This is a genomic window from Marinobacter shengliensis, assembly GCF_003007715.1.
GTDB classification, from domain to species: domain Bacteria; phylum Pseudomonadota; class Gammaproteobacteria; order Pseudomonadales; family Oleiphilaceae; genus Marinobacter; species Marinobacter shengliensis.
Genome location: NZ_PXNO01000025.1, coordinates 86198 through 102723, shown reverse-complemented (window position 1 = coordinate 102723; position 16526 = coordinate 86198). Strand labels below are relative to the sequence as shown.

The 16526-nt window shown below is 56.5% G+C and carries 12 protein-coding genes and 1 rRNA gene; 4 read left to right on the top strand and 9 right to left on the bottom strand.

From position 1 onward, the window contains the following. Positions 1–47: 47 nt before the first annotated feature. From C7H10_RS13255 to C7H10_RS13230, 5 genes are all read right to left on the bottom strand, one after another. A 16S ribosomal RNA gene (locus C7H10_RS13255) occupies positions 48–1588 on the bottom strand. A 496-nt stretch (positions 1589–2084) separates the two neighbouring features. Then, positions 2085–3287, bottom strand: a complete 1203-nt coding sequence (purT, locus tag C7H10_RS13245; protein ID WP_106695268.1) for a formate-dependent phosphoribosylglycinamide formyltransferase — start codon at positions 3285–3287, stop codon at positions 2085–2087. Between the two features lie 22 nt (positions 3288–3309). Beyond that, positions 3310–3492 carry a DUF1289 domain-containing protein gene (locus C7H10_RS13240; protein ID WP_072676999.1) on the bottom strand — a complete coding sequence of 61 codons (183 nt, stop codon included), beginning with the start codon at positions 3490–3492 and terminating at the stop codon, positions 3310–3312. 2 nt (positions 3493–3494) lie between these two features. After that, entirely contained in the window at positions 3495–4022 is a 528-nt protein-coding gene (locus tag C7H10_RS13235; protein WP_061333145.1) for a gamma carbonic anhydrase family protein, read from the bottom strand. Positions 4023–4039: 17 nt separating this feature from the next. Beyond that, a complete protein-coding gene (locus C7H10_RS13230) occupies positions 4040–4621 on the bottom strand; it encodes an NUDIX hydrolase (protein WP_061333144.1) in 582 nt (193 codons plus the stop codon). 95 nt (positions 4622–4716) lie between these two features. Here C7H10_RS13230 and C7H10_RS13225 point away from each other — a divergent pair, with 95 nt between their 5' ends. Next, the gene (locus tag C7H10_RS13225; RefSeq protein ID WP_061333143.1) at positions 4717–5265 is read left to right on the top strand and encodes an NUDIX hydrolase; all 549 of its coding nucleotides are present in this window, start codon (positions 4717–4719) and stop codon (positions 5263–5265) included. On the opposite strand, the gene C7H10_RS13220 is transcribed toward C7H10_RS13225, so the two are convergent. Together C7H10_RS13220 and purL are read right to left on the bottom strand one after the other, a co-directional pair. Continuing rightward, positions 5266–5577: a YqfO family protein gene (locus C7H10_RS13220; RefSeq protein ID WP_061333142.1), complete on the bottom strand. Its 312-nt coding sequence runs from the start codon at positions 5575–5577 to the stop codon at positions 5266–5268. A 434-nt stretch (positions 5578–6011) separates the two neighbouring features. Beyond that, the gene (gene purL / locus C7H10_RS13215) at positions 6012–9917 is read right to left on the bottom strand and encodes a phosphoribosylformylglycinamidine synthase (protein WP_106695267.1); all 3906 of its coding nucleotides are present in this window, start codon (positions 9915–9917) and stop codon (positions 6012–6014) included. Positions 9918–10170: 253 nt separating this feature from the next. On the opposite strand from purL, the gene mltF reads away from it, so the two are divergent. After that, positions 10171–11703 (top strand): membrane-bound lytic murein transglycosylase MltF, encoded by a 1533-nt coding sequence (gene mltF / locus C7H10_RS13210; protein ID WP_106695273.1) that lies wholly within the window; start codon positions 10171–10173, stop codon positions 11701–11703. 22 nt (positions 11704–11725) lie between these two features. On the opposite strand, the gene C7H10_RS13205 is transcribed toward mltF, so the two are convergent. Then, the gene (locus tag C7H10_RS13205; protein WP_106695266.1) at positions 11726–12220 is read right to left on the bottom strand and encodes a regulatory protein RecX; all 495 of its coding nucleotides are present in this window, start codon (positions 12218–12220) and stop codon (positions 11726–11728) included. 146 nt (positions 12221–12366) lie between these two features. On the opposite strand from C7H10_RS13205, the gene C7H10_RS13200 reads away from it, so the two are divergent. Next, positions 12367–14832, top strand: a complete 2466-nt coding sequence (locus C7H10_RS13200; protein ID WP_106695265.1) for a DUF349 domain-containing protein — start codon at positions 12367–12369, stop codon at positions 14830–14832. Positions 14833–14834: 2 nt separating this feature from the next. Here the strand turns inward: C7H10_RS13200 and C7H10_RS13195 are convergent, their stop codons facing one another. After that, positions 14835–15098, bottom strand: coding sequence for a late competence development ComFB family protein (locus C7H10_RS13195; RefSeq protein ID WP_058090209.1), 264 nt, complete (start codon positions 15096–15098; stop codon positions 14835–14837). Between the two features lie 190 nt (positions 15099–15288). Here C7H10_RS13195 and C7H10_RS13190 point away from each other — a divergent pair, with 190 nt between their 5' ends. Continuing rightward, positions 15289–16497 carry an acetyl-CoA C-acetyltransferase gene (locus C7H10_RS13190; protein ID WP_106695264.1) on the top strand — a complete coding sequence of 403 codons (1209 nt, stop codon included), beginning with the start codon at positions 15289–15291 and terminating at the stop codon, positions 16495–16497. The last annotated feature ends 29 nt before the right edge of the window (positions 16498–16526 follow it).

The following is a 16526-nucleotide window of genomic DNA, read 5'->3' as shown; positions in this document are numbered from 1 at the left end:
CAACCAAGTAATTCGTGTGGACTCTGACCGAAGCATTCGGCTTCGTTTAAGGAGGTGATCCAGCCGCAGGTTCCCCTACGGCTACCTTGTTACGACTTCACCCCAGTCATGAACCACACCGTGGTAATCGTCCTCCCGAAGGTTAGACTAACTACTTCTGGTGCAATCCACTCCCATGGTGTGACGGGCGGTGTGTACAAGGCCCGGGAACGTATTCACCGCGACATTCTGATTCGCGATTACTAGCGATTCCGACTTCACGGAGTCGAGTTGCAGACTCCGATCCGGACTACGACGCGTTTTAAGGGATTGGCGCACTCTCGCGAGTTGGCAGCCCTCTGTACGCGCCATTGTAGCACGTGTGTAGCCCTGGCCGTAAGGGCCATGATGACCTGACGTCATCCCCACCTTCCTCCGGTTTGTCACCGGCAGTCTCCCTGGAGTTCTCAGCATTACCTGCTAGCAACCAGGGATAGGGGTTGCGCTCGTTACGGGACTTAACCCAACATCTCACGACACGAGCTGACGACGGCCATGCAGCACCTGTCTCAGAGTTCCCGAAGGCACCAATCCATCTCTGGAAAGTTCTCTGGATGTCAAGGCCAGGTAAGGTTCTTCGCGTTGCGTCGAATTAAACCACATGCTCCACCGCTTGTGCGGGCCCCCGTCAATTCATTTGAGTTTTAACCTTGCGGCCGTACTCCCCAGGCGGTCAACTTAGTGCGTTAGCTGCGCCACTAAGACTTCAAGAGTCCCAACGGCTAGTTGACATCGTTTACGGCGTGGACTACCAGGGTATCTAATCCTGTTTGCTCCCCACGCTTTCGCACCTCAGTGTCAGTGTTGGTCCAGGTAGCCGCCTTCGCCACTGGTGTTCCTTCCTATATCTACGCATTTCACCGCTACACAGGAAATTCCACTACCCTCTACCACACTCTAGTCAGACAGTTCGAAATGCCGTTCCCAGGTTAAGCCCGGGGCTTTCACATCTCGCTTACCTAACCACCTACGCGCGCTTTACGCCCAGTAATTCCGATTAACGCTTGCACCCTCCGTATTACCGCGGCTGCTGGCACGGAGTTAGCCGGTGCTTCTTCTGCGAGTAACGTCAATCCCTGAAGGTATTAACTTCAGAGCCTTCCTCCTCGCTGAAAGTGCTTTACAACCCGAAAGCCTTCTTCACACACGCGGCATGGCTGGATCAGGGTTGCCCCCATTGTCCAATATTCCCCACTGCTGCCTCCCGTAGGAGTTCGGGCCGTGTCTCAGTCCCGATGTGGCTGATCATCCTCTCAGACCAGCTACGGATCGTCGCCTTGGTAGGCCTTTACCCCACCAACTAGCTAATCCGACTTAGGCTCATCCAGTAGCGCAAGGTCCGAAGATCCCCTGCTTTCTCCCGTAGGACGTATGCGGTATTAATCCGGGTTTCCCCGGGCTATCCCCCACTACTGGGCAGATTCCTAAGCATTACTCACCCGTCCGCCGCTCGTCAGCGGGGTGCAAGCACCCCCTGTTACCGCTCGACTTGCATGTGTTAAGCCTGCCGCCAGCGTTCAATCTGAGCCATGATCAAACTCTTCAGTTTAAATCATACAAGAACTCGAAAGTTCTTAATTCTTGCTCAAGACAAAACTCAATTTCGACGAGTCACTGTCCTGATATTTCGTATCCGAAATACCTCGGCCAGCGCCCACACGAATTACTTGGTTAACTTTTTAAAGAGCGTTTGAGCTGTTGCTCAATCAAGGCCGCGTATTCTACATCGTTCCGCTGCCCTGTCAACCGTTTATTTTTCGCTGTTTCCGCTTCCGAAAACCGCCGAAAAACTGTCCGGCTTACTGCCTGTTTCGAGGTGCGCATTCTACACTGAACCGCCTTCCTGTCAACCGCTTTCTGAAGAATCTTTCGAACTTTTTCTTCAGTGCTTTCAAGCAGTTATCGCTGAGGTTTTGCCTCTTTTCAGTGGCCAGCCCCTCAAGCGAGATGCGCATTCTACAGACCTCAGCCGAGGAGTCAACGGTGGATTTGAACTTTTTTCGGAAGGTTCCTTTCCAGCCCTCACAAAGCCCTTATCCAGTCTCTCAGTCTAGCTCCACTTTAACCTGCTGCGCTACCTTGATTGCACGCTGGCGCGCTTCTTCTATGGTACTGCCTTTAGCGAGGGCAACGCCCATACGTCGACGCCCTTTCAACTCCGGCTTACCGAACAGGCGAACCTGGGTATCAGGCTCTGCCAGGGCATGTTCCAGCCCCGAGAACACCACGTTACCGGAATCTCCCTCCGGCAGGATGACCGCCGACGCGGTTGGGCCCTGCTGGCGAATGGCAGGGATGGGCATACCCAAAATGGCGCGGGCATGTAACGCGAACTCCGAAAGGTCCTGGGACATCAAGGTGACCAGGCCAGTATCGTGGGGTCTGGGAGAAACCTCCGAGAACCATACCTGGTCACCCTTAATGAACAGCTCAACACCGTAGATACCGTAGCCACCCAGATTCTCTACCACTGCCCGTGCAATCTCTGTTGCTCGGGTAAACGCCGCATCGGACATGGGGTGTGGCTGCCATGACTCACGGTAATCGCCGTCTTCCTGCCTGTGACCAATTGGATCACAGAATGAAATACCATCGCGATGCCTGACCGTCAGCAAGGTGATCTCATAGTCGAAGTCCACAAAGCCTTCGACGATCACCCTACCCTTGCCAGCCCGACCACCGGTTTGGGCGTACTCCCAAGCAGCCTCTACCTCCGCTGTACTCTTCACCGTACTCTGCCCTTTACCGGACGAGCTCATAACTGGCTTCACCACCAATGGCACCCCGACCTCATCAATGGCAGCCAGATACTCTTCCCTGGTACCGGCAAACCGGTACTTGGATGTGCTTAGCCCAAGCTCCTCAGCCGCAAGCCGGCGGATACCTTCGCGATTCATGGTCAGATTAACCGCCCGGGCTGTGGGCAACACGTTGTAGCCTTCTTCCTCCAACCGGACCAGCTCGGCGGTGGCAATCGCCTCAATCTCCGGAACGATCAGGTCCGGCTTCTCCGCTTCAACGGTGGCGCGCAACGCTGCACCATCCAGCATATCGATAACGTGGCTCCGATGCGCAACCTGCATGGCGGGCGCATTCTCGTATCGGTCGACTGCAATCACTTCTATGCCGAAACGTTGCAGCTCTATAACCACCTCTTTACCGAGCTCCCCGGCACCGCAAAAAAGCACACGGGTAGCCGATGACTTCAGAGGCGTGCCGATACGCACCGTTCTGTTTGAACCAGTCATATAGTTTGATGTCCTGTTACTGTCAGAGTGCGACCTGCTTTTCCCGTTCCGCCACTTTCAGCAGAACCTCCCGTCGCTCGTCATTACTCATGGTGGTCCAGCGGAGGATTTCATCCCCTGTGCGCTGGCAACCGATACACATGTCATTTTCATCCAGCGCGCAAACATTGACGCATGGCGATCGAACCTTGTCGGCCACCTTCATCTTCAGATATCCACCTTTGTCAGTGTCGCCAGGTAGCGCTCTGCATTTTTTACATAGTGCATTGCGCTGAACTCGAGCATTTTTTTCTGGTTATCGTTGAGTTCGCGGCGAATTTTCCCTGGAGAACCCACTACCATCGAGCCATCCGGCACTTCCATACCCTCCGGGATCAGAGTATTTGCTCCGATCAGACAGTGTTTGCCAATCTTCGCGCCGTTCAGAATCACCGCATTGATCCCAACCAGGGTGTAGTCGCCAATCTGGCATCCGTGCAGCATGGCTTTGTGGCCAACAGTCACCCCACGCCCAAGGGTTAGCGGAATGCCCGGGTCGGTATGCAGTACTGAGCCATCCTGTATGTTCGATTCGGGGCCGATCGTAATCAGTTCGTTATCACCACGAATGACAACATTGAACCAGATACTCGATTTTTCCATCAGCTTTACGCGCCCGATCACCGTGGCGTTGTGGGCGACGAACTGGCCATCGCCTTCTTTTTCTGGCTGGTATTGATCAATTCTGTAGAACATCAATCTCTCCGGCTAATTCAACGGGGTGGCTCGAGAATATCGATTCCGGCATCGTACACAGCATTCAGAAAATCGACCAGCACCACCGCCGACAACCCCCATATCTGATACTGCTGCCAACGATAGCAGGGCACGTAAAGAGTGCTGTTCAGAAAACTGAGCGTGTCGGTACGCTCCCTTCGATCTTCCAGGAGCCAGGAGATCGGAACACGGAAGACACTTTCGATCTCGTGGGGGTTCGGCTCCAGGGGATGATCGCCTGGCACAACGCCCACGTATGGAGTGACAAGAATACGGTGCAACGACATAACCTGACTTAACGGCGCAATGACCTTTACCTGATCCGGGGGCAGACCGATTTCTTCGTGGGTTTCACGCAGTGCGGTTGCAATCAGGGAGGCGTCGTCAGGATCCCGCTTGCCGCCGGGATAGGCCACCTGACCCCGATGTGTTTTGAGGTTGGATGACCTCAGGGTAAAAATCATCTCCGGATCACGCTCGTTATCCGTAATGGGCACCAGGATACCGGCTTCAGGGTAGTCCAGTGCCAGTTGTCTGGGCGCGTAATTCGACAATCGCTCGGTTAACAGGTCTTGCACTCTTTACTCCGGCAACTTCCTGATATTGAGTGAGACACAGGCAGTCCGGATCGTTAAACTGACTACCAACGGACACTCAGTATACGGGGAAAACGATGAAGTATTGCAGCACTTGCGGCCAACCGGTTGAGCAACGCATTCCCGAAGGCGACAATCGGCACCGTTATGTTTGCATCAGCTGCGAGACCATACATTACCAGAACCCGCGGATTGTCGCCGGTACGGTTCCCGTATGGGAAGGCAGAATCCTGCTATGTCGCCGAGCCATCGAACCCCGGTATGGCTATTGGACTCTGCCGGCAGGCTTTATGGAAAATGCAGAAACGACGATAGAAGCAGCAGCCCGGGAAACCCGCGAGGAAGCACTGGCGGATGTGGACATTCAGGGGCTTTACTCCATCATTGATGTTCCGCACATCAACCAGGTCCACATGTTCTACCGTGCCACACTTAAAGACGGCCTATTCGGCGCCGGAGAAGAATCGCTGGAATCAAAGCTGTTCGAACCCGGCGATATTCCCTGGGATGAGATATCTTTCCCCACGGTGCGCAAGACCCTTGAGCTGTTCCTTGCGGATATGAAGTCTGAATCCTACAACGTCCATGTCACCGATATTCGCCACCCAATGGCGAAAAAAGCCTGATCAGAACGTTTCCAGGCGATACACCTCATAGGCGGGCTCCTCGTAAGGATGGGCCTGCTTGAGTGCATAGACTGCAGGCTTGATAAGCTCGTCGCTACACACCAGTTCCACCTTGAATTCCCTAACACGCTCAAGCTCTCCCTGGCTTCCCAGAAACGGATCGCTCCCCGCCAGGGGTCGGAACTGCCCCTCGCCTTCACACTGCCATGCGCAGCTGTCGTAATCCCCGATTTTTCCCGCGCCAGCATCAAATAATGCCTGCTTGGTTTGCTCAAGATGGCTCTCCGGTACGAAGTAGCAAAGCTTGTACATAGTCACCCTCAAATTGGTCAACTTTTATCCGGAACAAGGCATTACAAACTTACCCACAGAATCTGTGGATAACTCTGGGGAAAGTTTTTGGGAATCGGCCTCCAACCCCCACAGTTACTGACCTCCCCTCAAATTGGCGACAAAATCGCCCATTTGTTTTTGTTTATATTTTTCAATATCTTACGATGCTAGAGCAAAAAATGAACGCAATTCTTGGACTTTGTTCACAGTTCAGCCAGCAAAGCACCAGGAATGTGCATAAAGTTCTCTAGTCAAGGCCTTGACTGACAAATTTCAGAACTTTTAGAGATTTTATTTGCTCACTTTTTGCGCAGCAAGCCTCATCATTGAGCATAAAAAAACCGGTCCGAGAAATGCCCCGTCAGGGACACTTTGCAGACCGGTTTCCACCACGCCCGGATTGACTGGCTTAATCAGCCAAGCCAGCGCCTCGCATTCCTGAACATGCGGATCCAGGGACCATCTTCCTGCCAGCCATCTGGCCGCCAGGAGTGCTGCACCGCCCGGAAAACACGCTCTGGGTGCGGCATCATGATGGTCACCCGGCCATCCCGGGAAGTAACACCAGTAATGCCAGCCTCTGAACCGTTGGGGTTGTACGGATACCGCGCGGTCTGCTGGCCCCGGTTGTCCACATACCGCATGGACACCAACTCGCTGTCTGCAAGGGACTGAGCCGAATTACCAGAGGCAAACTCCACTCGACCCTCACCATGGGCAACGGCAATCGGCATGCGAGAACCGGCCATGCCATCAAGGAACGCAGACGGTGACTGCGCCACCTCCACCATGACCAGGCGGGCCTCAAACTGTTCGGACTGGTTACGTACAAAACGCGGCCAACCTTCGCTTCCCGGAATCAGTTCATGCAAGTTGGAAAGCATCTGGCAACCATTGCAAACGCCCAACGCGAGAGTGTCCTGACGGTTGAAGAAGGCAGCAAACTGATCTCGCACCCGATCATTGAACAGAATGGACTTGGCCCAACCCTCACCGGCGCCCAGAACATCGCCGTAGGAGAAACCACCACAGGCAACCAGGCTCTGGAATGTCTCGAGCGTAATGCGACCGGACAGCAGATCGCTCATATGGACGTCGACTGCCTCGAAACCAGCCCGATCAAACGCTGCAGCCATTTCAACCTGGCCGTTAACGCCCTGCTCCCGAAGCACCGCAACCTTCGGGCGTGCACCGGTACTGATATACGGCGCAGCAATATCTTCATTGATGTCGTAACTAAGCTCAACACTCAAGCCCGGATCGTTCTCGTCCAGCAGGTTGTCGAACTCTTCCTGGGCGCAGTCCGCGTTATCCCGCAGCGACTGGATACGGTAACTGGTTTCCGCCCACAGACGCTGCAGCTCGGTACGGGATTCATCCACCACGGTGTCACCACCGAATGTCAGGCGCACGCGGTCCTTGTCATTCAGTGTGCCCACAACGCTTGTATGGTCGCCCAGGCCGGCGGCCGAGAACTGCTGCAGGACAAAGCTGGTGTCGTCACGGCGAACCTGGATCACAGCGCCCAGTTCTTCGTTGAAGAGCTCACGGGCAAACTGGGAGCTGTCTTCGGCAAGACCATCCAGCTTGATGTCCAGACCTGTCCGGCCTGCAAACGCCATTTCCGCCAGCGTGACAAACAGACCACCGTCTGAGCGGTCATGGTAAGCCAGCAGCTTGCCGTCGGCGTTCAAGCCCTGCACGACTGCAAAGAAAGCCTTGATATCTTCCGGATCATCCAGGTCAGGCGCTACCGCGCCAACCTGACGGTACACCTGCGCCAGTGCAGAGCCACCAAGGCGATTCTGGCCGGCGGCCAGGTCAATCAGAATAAGGTCTGTTTCACCGGCATCCGATCGCAACTGCGGAGTAAGTGTACGGGCAACGTCGGTTACGGGCGCAAAACCACTGACAATCAGAGACAGCGGTGCGGTAACACTCTTCTGCTCACCGTTGTCCTCTTCCCAGGTGGTTTTCATCGACATGGAATCTTTACCCACCGGGATGGTAATACCCAGGTCCGGACACAATTCCATGCCAACCGCTTTTACGGTCTCGTACAGGTTCTCGTCTTCACCCGGGTGACCAGCCGCGGCCATCCAGTTAGCCGATAAACGAATGTCAGAGAGCTTACCGATTGCCGCCGCCGCCAGGTTGGTAATCACTTCACCTACGGCCATTCGGCCTGAAGCCGGAGCGTCAATCACCGCCAGCGGCGTGCGCTCGCCCATGGCCATAGCCTCACCGGTGCGTACGTCAAAGGATGCCGCAGTAACCGCCACATCGCTGACCGGCACCTGCCAGGGCCCAACCATCTGATCACGGGCGACCAGCCCGGTGATGGTTCGGTCACCGATAGTAATCAGGAAGCTCTTGGAGCCCACCGACGGCAAGCGGAGTACGCGACGAATGGCGTCGTGCAAATCGATCTTGGTGGAATCGAAGATCGGTTTGGTAAACGACGAACGCGCAACACTGCGATGCATTCTCGGCGGTTTGCCAAACAACACTTCCATTGGCAGGTCGACAGGCTTGTCATCAAAATAGGAGTCACCCAGTTCCAGGTGGTGCGCTTCGGTAGCTTCACCGATCACGGCATAAGGACAGCGCTCACGGCGGCAAAGGGCATCGAACAAGTCCAGATTTTCCGGTGCCACGGCCATCACGTAGCGTTCCTGGGATTCGTTACACCAGATTTCCAGGGGTGACATGCCCGGCTCGTCACTCGGGATGTCACGCAATTCGAATTTGCCGCCCCGGCCCCCATCTTTGACCAGTTCAGGCATGGCGTTGGAGAGACCGCCCGCGCCCACATCGTGGATGAAGCAAATCGGGTTGTCTTCCCCCATCTGCCAGCAACGGTCAATCACTTCCTGGCAACGGCGTTCCATCTCCGGGTTGTCCCGTTGAACCGACGCAAAATCCAGATTCTCATTGCTGGAACCGGAATCCATGGAGGACGCAGCGCCACCTCCAAGTCCGATCAACATGGAAGGGCCGCCCAGCACGATCAGTTTGGCGCCGACCGGGATATTGCCCTTCTCGACGTGATTCTCGCGAATGTTACCCAGGCCGCCGGCAATCATGATGGGCTTGTGGTAACCACGCACTTCTTCACCCGCCGCACCGGGAACCTTCTCTTCAAAGGTCCGGAAGTAACCCGCCAGGTTGGGCCGGCCAAACTCGTTATTGAAAGCGGCACCACCGATGGGACCTTCAATCATGATATCCAGCGGCGAGGCGATCCGGTCCGGCTTGCCATAACCAAACTCCCAAGGCTGCTCGTCGCCCGGAATATTAAGGTTGGAAACGGTAAAGCCTGCAAGGCCCGCCTTGGGCTTGGAACCACGACCGGTCGCACCTTCATCGCGGATCTCGCCACCGGAGCCTGTTGCGGCGCCGGCAAAGGGTGAGATAGCAGTCGGGTGGTTATGGGTTTCCACCTTCATCAGAATATGCACCGGCTCCCGGTTATAACTGTAAACACCGGTTTCCGGTGCCGGGAAGAAACGGCCCGCCTCGCTACCAGTAATAACTGCAGCGTTGTCCTTATAGGCAGAGAGCACACCTTCGCTGTTCATCTCGAAGGTGTTCTTGATCATTGCAAACAGGGATTTTTCCTGGCCTTCGCCATCAATATCCCAGGAGGCGTTAAAGATCTTGTGGCGGCAATGCTCCGAGTTTGCCTGGGCAAACATCATCAGCTCGACGTCCGTCGGATCACGCTCAAGGTCGGTGAACGCCGTTACCAGGTAATCGATCTCGTCGTCGGCCAGGGCAAGGCCGAGGCGCCCGTTTGCCTCAACCAAAGCACCCCGGCCACCGGCCAGCACCGGCACCCGGCCGAGGGGCCGGGGCTCGTCATGACTGAACAGCAACTCGGCGCCACCCGTCTCATGGAATACTTTCTGGGTCATCCGGTCATGCAGCAAGGTTGCAATTTTTTCTCGCTGTTCGAGGCCAAGCTTGCTGGAGGAGCGGACGTAGTAAGCGATACCGCGTTCAATTCTGCGAATCTGTCGCAGGCCACAGTTGCGAGCGATATCGGTAGCCTTACTGGACCACGGAGAGAGTGTTCCCGGGCGCGGGACCACCAGGAACAGAACACCATCTGGCTGCTCCAGTTCAACGCTGGGCCCGTAGGTCAGAAGGCGATCAAGTATTGCCTGTTCCGCATCGGAAAGGTCAGCATCAAGATCCACAAAGTGCATGAATTCTGCGTATACATGCTCCACATCAGGAACAAGTTGCTGAATCCGGGAGTGCAGCTTTCTGGAACGGAAAGGCGAGAGCGCGGGAGCGCCGCGAAGTTCAAGCATGATATCAACCTGTATCGCGCGAATCGGGGGACGTCTGAAAGGCCGCCATGATACTTGAAACCGAACGCAGGATACAGCGCAAGGTAGGTTCTTTAGCGGCTGTACAATTAACATTGTTTTGCACAGTAATTAATCAGTTTGATTGACCCCGCTGAAGTCTCAGGGGATCATTGGTCAGGAGCATGGAAAGCCTCAGGCATCATAAAACAGGAAAAACAGTGACCCGGTCACAACCTCCTGAACATTGAGCTATATGGAGATCAGGGATTTGTCGCGATTTTTCAGGCATCTTCGCAGTACCAGTTTTCCGCTGGCGTTAGTGTTGACCACAGCATTGTCCGCGACCGGATGTTCTCGCCCGACCACGCTCCAGGAGGTCAGGGACGTGGGTGTGCTTCACGTGATTACCCGCGTAGCGCCTTCTATTTATTACGAGGGTCGAGACGCACCAACCGGATACGATTATGAGCTTGCCAGCCGGTTCGCTGAAGAACTCGGGGTGGAACTGCGTGTGCGGGTGGCCGAAGACAACACCGAGATTCTCTCCGTACTCTCGCGTAACTACGCCCACATCGGCCTCGCCGGCCTGGCAGAGCAACCCGATTTTGAAAGCAGGTATCGCGCAGTTCCCATCGGCGTGAAGGCGCAATCGGTTGTGGTTTATAACCGTGACTTCCCCCGTCCAGCCTCACTGGCCGACCTTGGCGGTGAAACCCTGCACCTGCTCGCTGACAGCAACCATGAGCACCTGATTGCCGATGACCCGGAAAGTGCCCAGGTTCACCGGCACATCCATCCTGGGCTGGACGCTGCGGGACTGCTGGCGAGGGTTGAAACCGGAGAAATTGCCTACGCTGCCGTTTCATCGAATGAGCTGGACCTGAACCATGTCTACTTTCCCATGGTCAAGGAAGGGTTTGCTCTGGGTGAGCCCAGAGACCTGGTGTGGCTGTTCCCGATCGCCCAGGACGAAACGCTGGCAAACGCTGCCAAGGATTTTCTGGAGCAGGCCAGGGGCAATGGCTCGATGGCCCAACTGGCAGAACGCTTTTACGGCCACCTCGACCGTTTGAACTATGTGGGCGCGCGCACATTCATGCACCACGTGGAAAATCGCCTGCCGAAGTACCAGTCGCTGTTCCAGGACTACGCAAGAGACATTGATCTCGACTGGCGACTGCTGGCTGCGATCGGTTACCAGGAATCCCACTGGCGCCCGAACGCAGTGTCACCCACCGGGGTTCGGGGCTTGATGATGCTCACCCGCACCACCGCCAGCTACATCGGCATCAACAACCGCCTTGATCCTGAAGAGAGCATTGAAGGTGGCGCCCGCTATTTCAAGATGGTGCACGCCAAGATCCCCGAGCGTATTCCGGAGCCTGACCGCACCTGGTTCGCCCTGGCATCTTACAATGTCGGGTTCGGCCACCTGGAAGATGCGAGAAGGTTGACGGAATCCGCCGGAAGAAATCCGGATCGCTGGATGGATGTTAAAGAGTTTCTGCCGCTGCTAGCCCAGAAAGAGTGGTACACCAAAACCCGCTTTGGCTATGCCCGTGGCCACGAACCGGTGGTGTACGTTCAGAACATTCGCCGGTATTACGATGTACTGACCCGCATCACCGAACCCGACCAACCCAAGCCTGACGCAGATCAGGTACTGGTATGGCTTGATCGGCAGTCTGAAGAAACAGCCGCACAGACAGAATCACCCGAGACGTCGGGACCGGATTTGCGGGCAGCCTTGCCGCCGGAACTGGGGATGATTCCGCCCACTCTGTAAGTGGGCAGGTGCTCCTCCAGACTCACCACGAGAACTCATCGCCCCATTCTTCCTCACGTGCTTCCAGCGCGCGCTCTACCTGGGTCGCGGAGAAACCTCTGCGACTCAGGAATCGTGACTGCCGTAGCTTCTCCGGCAAATCGTCATCCAGCCGCCCCAGACCGTAACGTTTGGCACGCAAGCGAACAGCCCGCTGGCACCAGTCTTCCTCTGAGACTTCATCGAGACATTCCGGAGTGAGATGAACGCCCCGCTGTTGCAGCTCTGCCAGAATCCTCAAGGGCCCATAGCCAAGGTCCATTCTCTGCCGGGCATACACATCGGCAAAGCGCTGATCGCTCAGCCAGCCTTCGCGCTCATACTCGTCGAGAACAGTATCAATCAGATCGCCTTCAATACGCCGTTGCCGCAGTTTTAATGCCAGCTCGTAACGACTGTGTTCTCTGCGGGCGAGCAGGCGCAGTGCCGCAGAGCGGGCTTTGTATTCCGGGTCCTGATCTTTTTCGTGTTTTGCCATAAAGCCCCTTCCCGCAAATGCATCCAAAACGCTAGACTAGCGGCCGATTCTTTCAACTACCCGGCCCACGCCTGTGAGCCGATGAACGGTGGCGGCCCACTTTGCCGCCACTGCTGACTGGTTTCAATCCCGAAGGATACCTTTGTATGGCTGCATTCATTCAGAAACTGTTCAAGTCTCGCAAGGCCAACCCGGCAACCGCACCCCGGACACCGGCAAAATCTGAGCCCAGTCAACCCTCACAGGAAGAAACCAGGCAACTCCTGAAAAAACAGCAGGAACAACAACTCGGAAGCAACCCGGACCAGGCCCAACTGGCCACATTGGCGATTGACGGGTTGACTGCAGCCATCCGGCTTGAAGCTGCCGCCGCTCTCAAAGATGAGATCCAGCTACAGCAAGTCCAGAAACAGGCCAAGGGCCGGGACAAAAGTGTTTACCAGACCGTCAAGCAGAGCCTTCAAAGCCTGAAGGAACAGCAAGCTGCCGAAGCCGCCGTTCGCCATAGAATCAAAACCCTGATCGGCCAGGCTAAAGATCAGGCCAGCAGTGAAGACCTTAAACTCTATCAGGCGCGGCTGGAAGCATTGCAGGATAACTGGAGTGAGGTCCAGTCAAGCGCCACAGCAGAGCAATCCCAGCAGTTTCTGGAAGCCGTGCACCAGTGCCGGGAGCGCCTGAAACAGATGGAACAGGCGCGGCAGGAAGAGGCACGCCACCGGGAACAGGCGCTTCAACGCTCAGAGACACTGGCCCTGCTTGAGCAGACCTTGAGCGACCTGACTTCCCAGGAATCCAGCACCCTGCCCTCCCTATCCGCCCTGGATGCCCTGCAGAAGACCCAGGAAAACCGATGGCTGGAAGCAACCCGGGATACCCAGGTAGAGAAGCAGGAGCAAAAAGATTACGAATCGCGAATGCTGGCACTGCGCAACTATCTCAGTGCGGTTCGACGGTTTACACAGGCCAGGGACACTCTCTCAGAACTAACACAGGTAGCAGGTACTGAAGAGGCTGACGATGGCCATCGTCAAAAAGCCCAGGAGTTGCTGAAGGAGATTGAGTGGCCATCAGCCTTCCCCCAGCCAGCAGAGCTTGCGCCGGTTCGCAAACTGGCAGGCAAACCACGACCAGCAAAGCCGTCCGGCGGCAATCGGGACGAGCAGAAAGCCGCCGCCGAGGCACTGCACAACACCCTTCCGATGCTGGAATCGGCCCTCGAGGCCAAGCAGTTCAAAGAATCCAAGCAGCTGCTCAAGCTCGCCCAGAACCAGTTCCAACAATTGGACGGTCGTCAGCGCAAACAACTTCAGGCCAGGATGCAACTGCTCACCGGCCAGTTCCGGGAGCTGAGCGACTGGCAAGGGTTTGCGACAGAACCCAAACAACTCGCCCTGTGTGAACAGATGGAGCACCTGGCGGATCAGCCCATTGAGCCGGAGATCAAAGCCGAGCGCATCAAAGAACTGCAGAACGAATGGCGCGACCTGGGTGGCTCATCCGACCGGTCGCTCTGGAGTCGTTTCAAAGCGGCGTCCGATACAGCTTACGAGCCCTGCAAAGCCTACTTTGAGGCAAAATCGGACCTGAAACAGGCCAATCTGCACACGCGGGAAGCGATCTGTGACCAACTGGAGCATTTCCTGGCCAATGCGGACTGGTCGGCCATCGACTGGAAGGCGGCCGAGCGCATTCACCAAACCGCCCGCCAGGAATGGAAAAGCGCCTGGCCAGTGGATTTCAAAGACAATCGCCTGATTCAGAAGCGTTTCGACGAGCTTCTCAAACAACTGGAACGTCCTCTTGACGATGAACGCCTGAAGAACGAAGCCCTGAAACAGACCATTGTTGACCGCGCAAGGGCACTGATCGAGCACGAACCCCTGCAGGAAGCCATGGAGCAGGCGAAGGCACTGCAAACCGAATGGAAAGCCATCGGCATTACCCGCCACCGGGAAGATCGCAAAATGTGGCAGGCATTCCGCAAAGCCTGTGACCAGATTTTTGCGCGCCGGGATGCCCAGCGTTCAGCACGTCAGCAGGCGGCAGAAGAGGCGGACCAGGCCGCACAGGCCGTGCTGGCCCAATACCAACACCTGGGCGCAGAAGCCGATGACGCCGTGCTGAGTGAAGCCCGGGGTGCGGTAAAGCAGATTGCCGGCGGCGCACTTTCGGGTGAGGTTAAAGAACGGGTTCAACAGCTGCGGCAACGGCTGGACAGGATTACCCAGGCCAGAGCAATGGCCAATACTCTCGAGTCCTGGAAAACGCTGATCACCGACAAGGCCCAGGGACGCCTGGCCGACGAGGCCCTGCCGTCCCATTGGGCCAAATTGTGCAACGGGACCGACCGATTAGCTGGCAGAGATCTGGCCATACGGGCCGAAATTCTGGCGGGCGCAGCCACTCCGGAACAGGACCAGCAGCGCCGGATGGAAATTCAGGTTCAGAGGCTGGCAGAGGGGCTTGGTAATGGCGAGACCGAAACGCCGCTCAAAGAGCTGGAACGACTGGTGGCCCTGTGGTGCAGCCAGCCTGGCGGCGATGATGTAACGCAGGAAAATGCCGACCGTCTGAACCGGGCGTTGGATGCCATGCTTGCGTCAGACTGAACTCAGTCCCGCTGGTGCTCACTGACAAAATCCCTGGCCTGCTTCACCGCGGCCAGGGATTTTTGTTTCATCTCTTTCAACTCTTCATCCGCCAGATAAAACATCATATCAATCGTGTGCCGATAGTAGCGGGCGGGCAACCGGTTCAAAGCCACACACATCACGTCTGTCAGGTAATCCGCCGTGTCCGTTTCCTGCCGAGTGGCATCAATGGCGTCCAGCACCAGCCGTTCGTAGAAGTTGTCGATCGCGTCTCTCAGTGACATAACCACACCTATGCCTGCTTGCTGATGATCTACTCTTCAACATAGAAGGCGAACCGCCTGCTGTCATTGTGACTGAGCAATTTAGCCAATGGGATTGGCAGCGCCTGTCATTACCCAGCGCAGCGAGTAACCGCTATGGTTACTGCTCTGAATCTAATGTGCCCGGAAAACAATCAACAGAGGAACAACCATGACAACCGAGGCGTACATCTTCGATGCCGTCCGCACGCCACGCGGCCGCGGAAAGAAAGACGGATCTTTGCACAGCGTCAAACCCATCTCCCTGCTGACCACCGTGCTCAAGGCCCTGCAGGAGCGTAACCAGCTCGATACCGCCCAGGTAGACGACATCGTGATGGGTTGTGTCACCGCCGTGGGCGATCAGGGCGCGGATATCGCCAAAACTGCCGCACTCGCAGCCGACTGGGACGAAAAAGTGGCCGGCGTCACCTTGAACCGTTTCTGCGCCTCCGGCCTGGAAGCCGTTAACCTGGCTGCCATGAAAGTGCGTTCCGGCTGGGAAGACATGGTGGTTGCCGGTGGTGTCGAGGCGATGTCTCGCGTTCCGATGGGCTCCGATGGCGGCGCCTGGGCAACCGACCCGGAAACCAACCTGCACACCGGTTTCATGCCCCAGGGCATCGGTGCCGATCTGATCGCCACTCTGGAAGGCTTCAGTCGCGAAGATGTCGATGGCTTTGCCGTAAAATCCCAGCAAAAAGCGGCCAGCGCCTGGGAGAAGGGCTACTTTGCGAAATCCATTGTGCCAGTCACTGACCAGAACGGCGTGGTCATCCTGGACCGGGACGAGCATGTACGCGGTAACACCACCGTCGAATCCCTGGCCGGCCTCAAGCCCTCGTTCCAGATGATGGGCGAAATGGGCTTTGATGGCGTCGCCCGAGAGAAGTATCACTACGTAGAGAAGATCAATCACGTGCACCACGCCGGCAATTCCTCCGGCATTGTCGACGGCGCCACCGCCATGCTGATCGGCAGCGAAGCCAAAGGCAAAGAACTGGGCCTGAAGCCCCGCGCCCGCATTGTCGCCACTGCGGTTACCAGCACCGACCCCACCATCATGCTCACCGGCCCTGCCCCCGCCGCCCGCAAGGCGCTGGAGAAAGCCGGTATGACGGTGGACCAGATCGACCTGTTTGAAGTGAACGAAGCCTTCGCCTCGGTGGTGATGCGCTTCCAGAGAGAACTGTCCGTTCCGGACGAGAAAGTGAATGTAAACGGCGGCGCCATCGCCATGGGCCACCCGCTGGGTGCTACCGGCGCCATCATCCTCGGCACTTTGATGGATGAGCTGGAGCGCCGTGAACTGCGCTACGGCCTGGCCACCCTGTGTGTGGGCGGCGGCATGGGCATTGCCACCATCATCGAGCGCGTCTGAACACCACTTTCAAAAAAAAGGAACCGACC

Excerpts from the sequence above, each read along its gene's own strand:
- purL (WP_106695267.1), bottom strand. The coding sequence starts at position 9,917 with ATGCTTGAACTTCGCGGCGCTCCCGCGCTCTCGCCTTTCCGTTCCAGA.
- C7H10_RS13190 (WP_106695264.1), top strand. The coding sequence starts at position 15,289 with ATGACAACCGAGGCGTACATCTTCGATGCCGTCCGCACGCCACGCGGC.
- C7H10_RS13195 (WP_058090209.1), bottom strand. The coding sequence starts at position 15,098 with ATGTCACTGAGAGACGCGATCGACAACTTCTACGAACGGCTGGTGCTG.
- C7H10_RS13220 (WP_061333142.1), bottom strand. The coding sequence starts at position 5,577 with ATGTACAAGCTTTGCTACTTCGTACCGGAGAGCCATCTTGAGCAAACC.
- C7H10_RS13225 (WP_061333143.1), top strand. The coding sequence starts at position 4,717 with ATGAAGTATTGCAGCACTTGCGGCCAACCGGTTGAGCAACGCATTCCC.
- C7H10_RS13235 (WP_061333145.1), bottom strand. The coding sequence starts at position 4,022 with ATGTTCTACAGAATTGATCAATACCAGCCAGAAAAAGAAGGCGATGGC.
- C7H10_RS13200 (WP_106695265.1), top strand. The coding sequence starts at position 12,367 with ATGGCTGCATTCATTCAGAAACTGTTCAAGTCTCGCAAGGCCAACCCG.
- C7H10_RS13205 (WP_106695266.1), bottom strand. The coding sequence starts at position 12,220 with ATGGCAAAACACGAAAAAGATCAGGACCCGGAATACAAAGCCCGCTCT.
- purT (WP_106695268.1), bottom strand. The coding sequence starts at position 3,287 with ATGACTGGTTCAAACAGAACGGTGCGTATCGGCACGCCTCTGAAGTCA.
- mltF (WP_106695273.1), top strand. The coding sequence starts at position 10,171 with ATGGAGATCAGGGATTTGTCGCGATTTTTCAGGCATCTTCGCAGTACC.
- C7H10_RS13240 (WP_072676999.1), bottom strand. The coding sequence starts at position 3,492 with ATGAAGGTGGCCGACAAGGTTCGATCGCCATGCGTCAATGTTTGCGCG.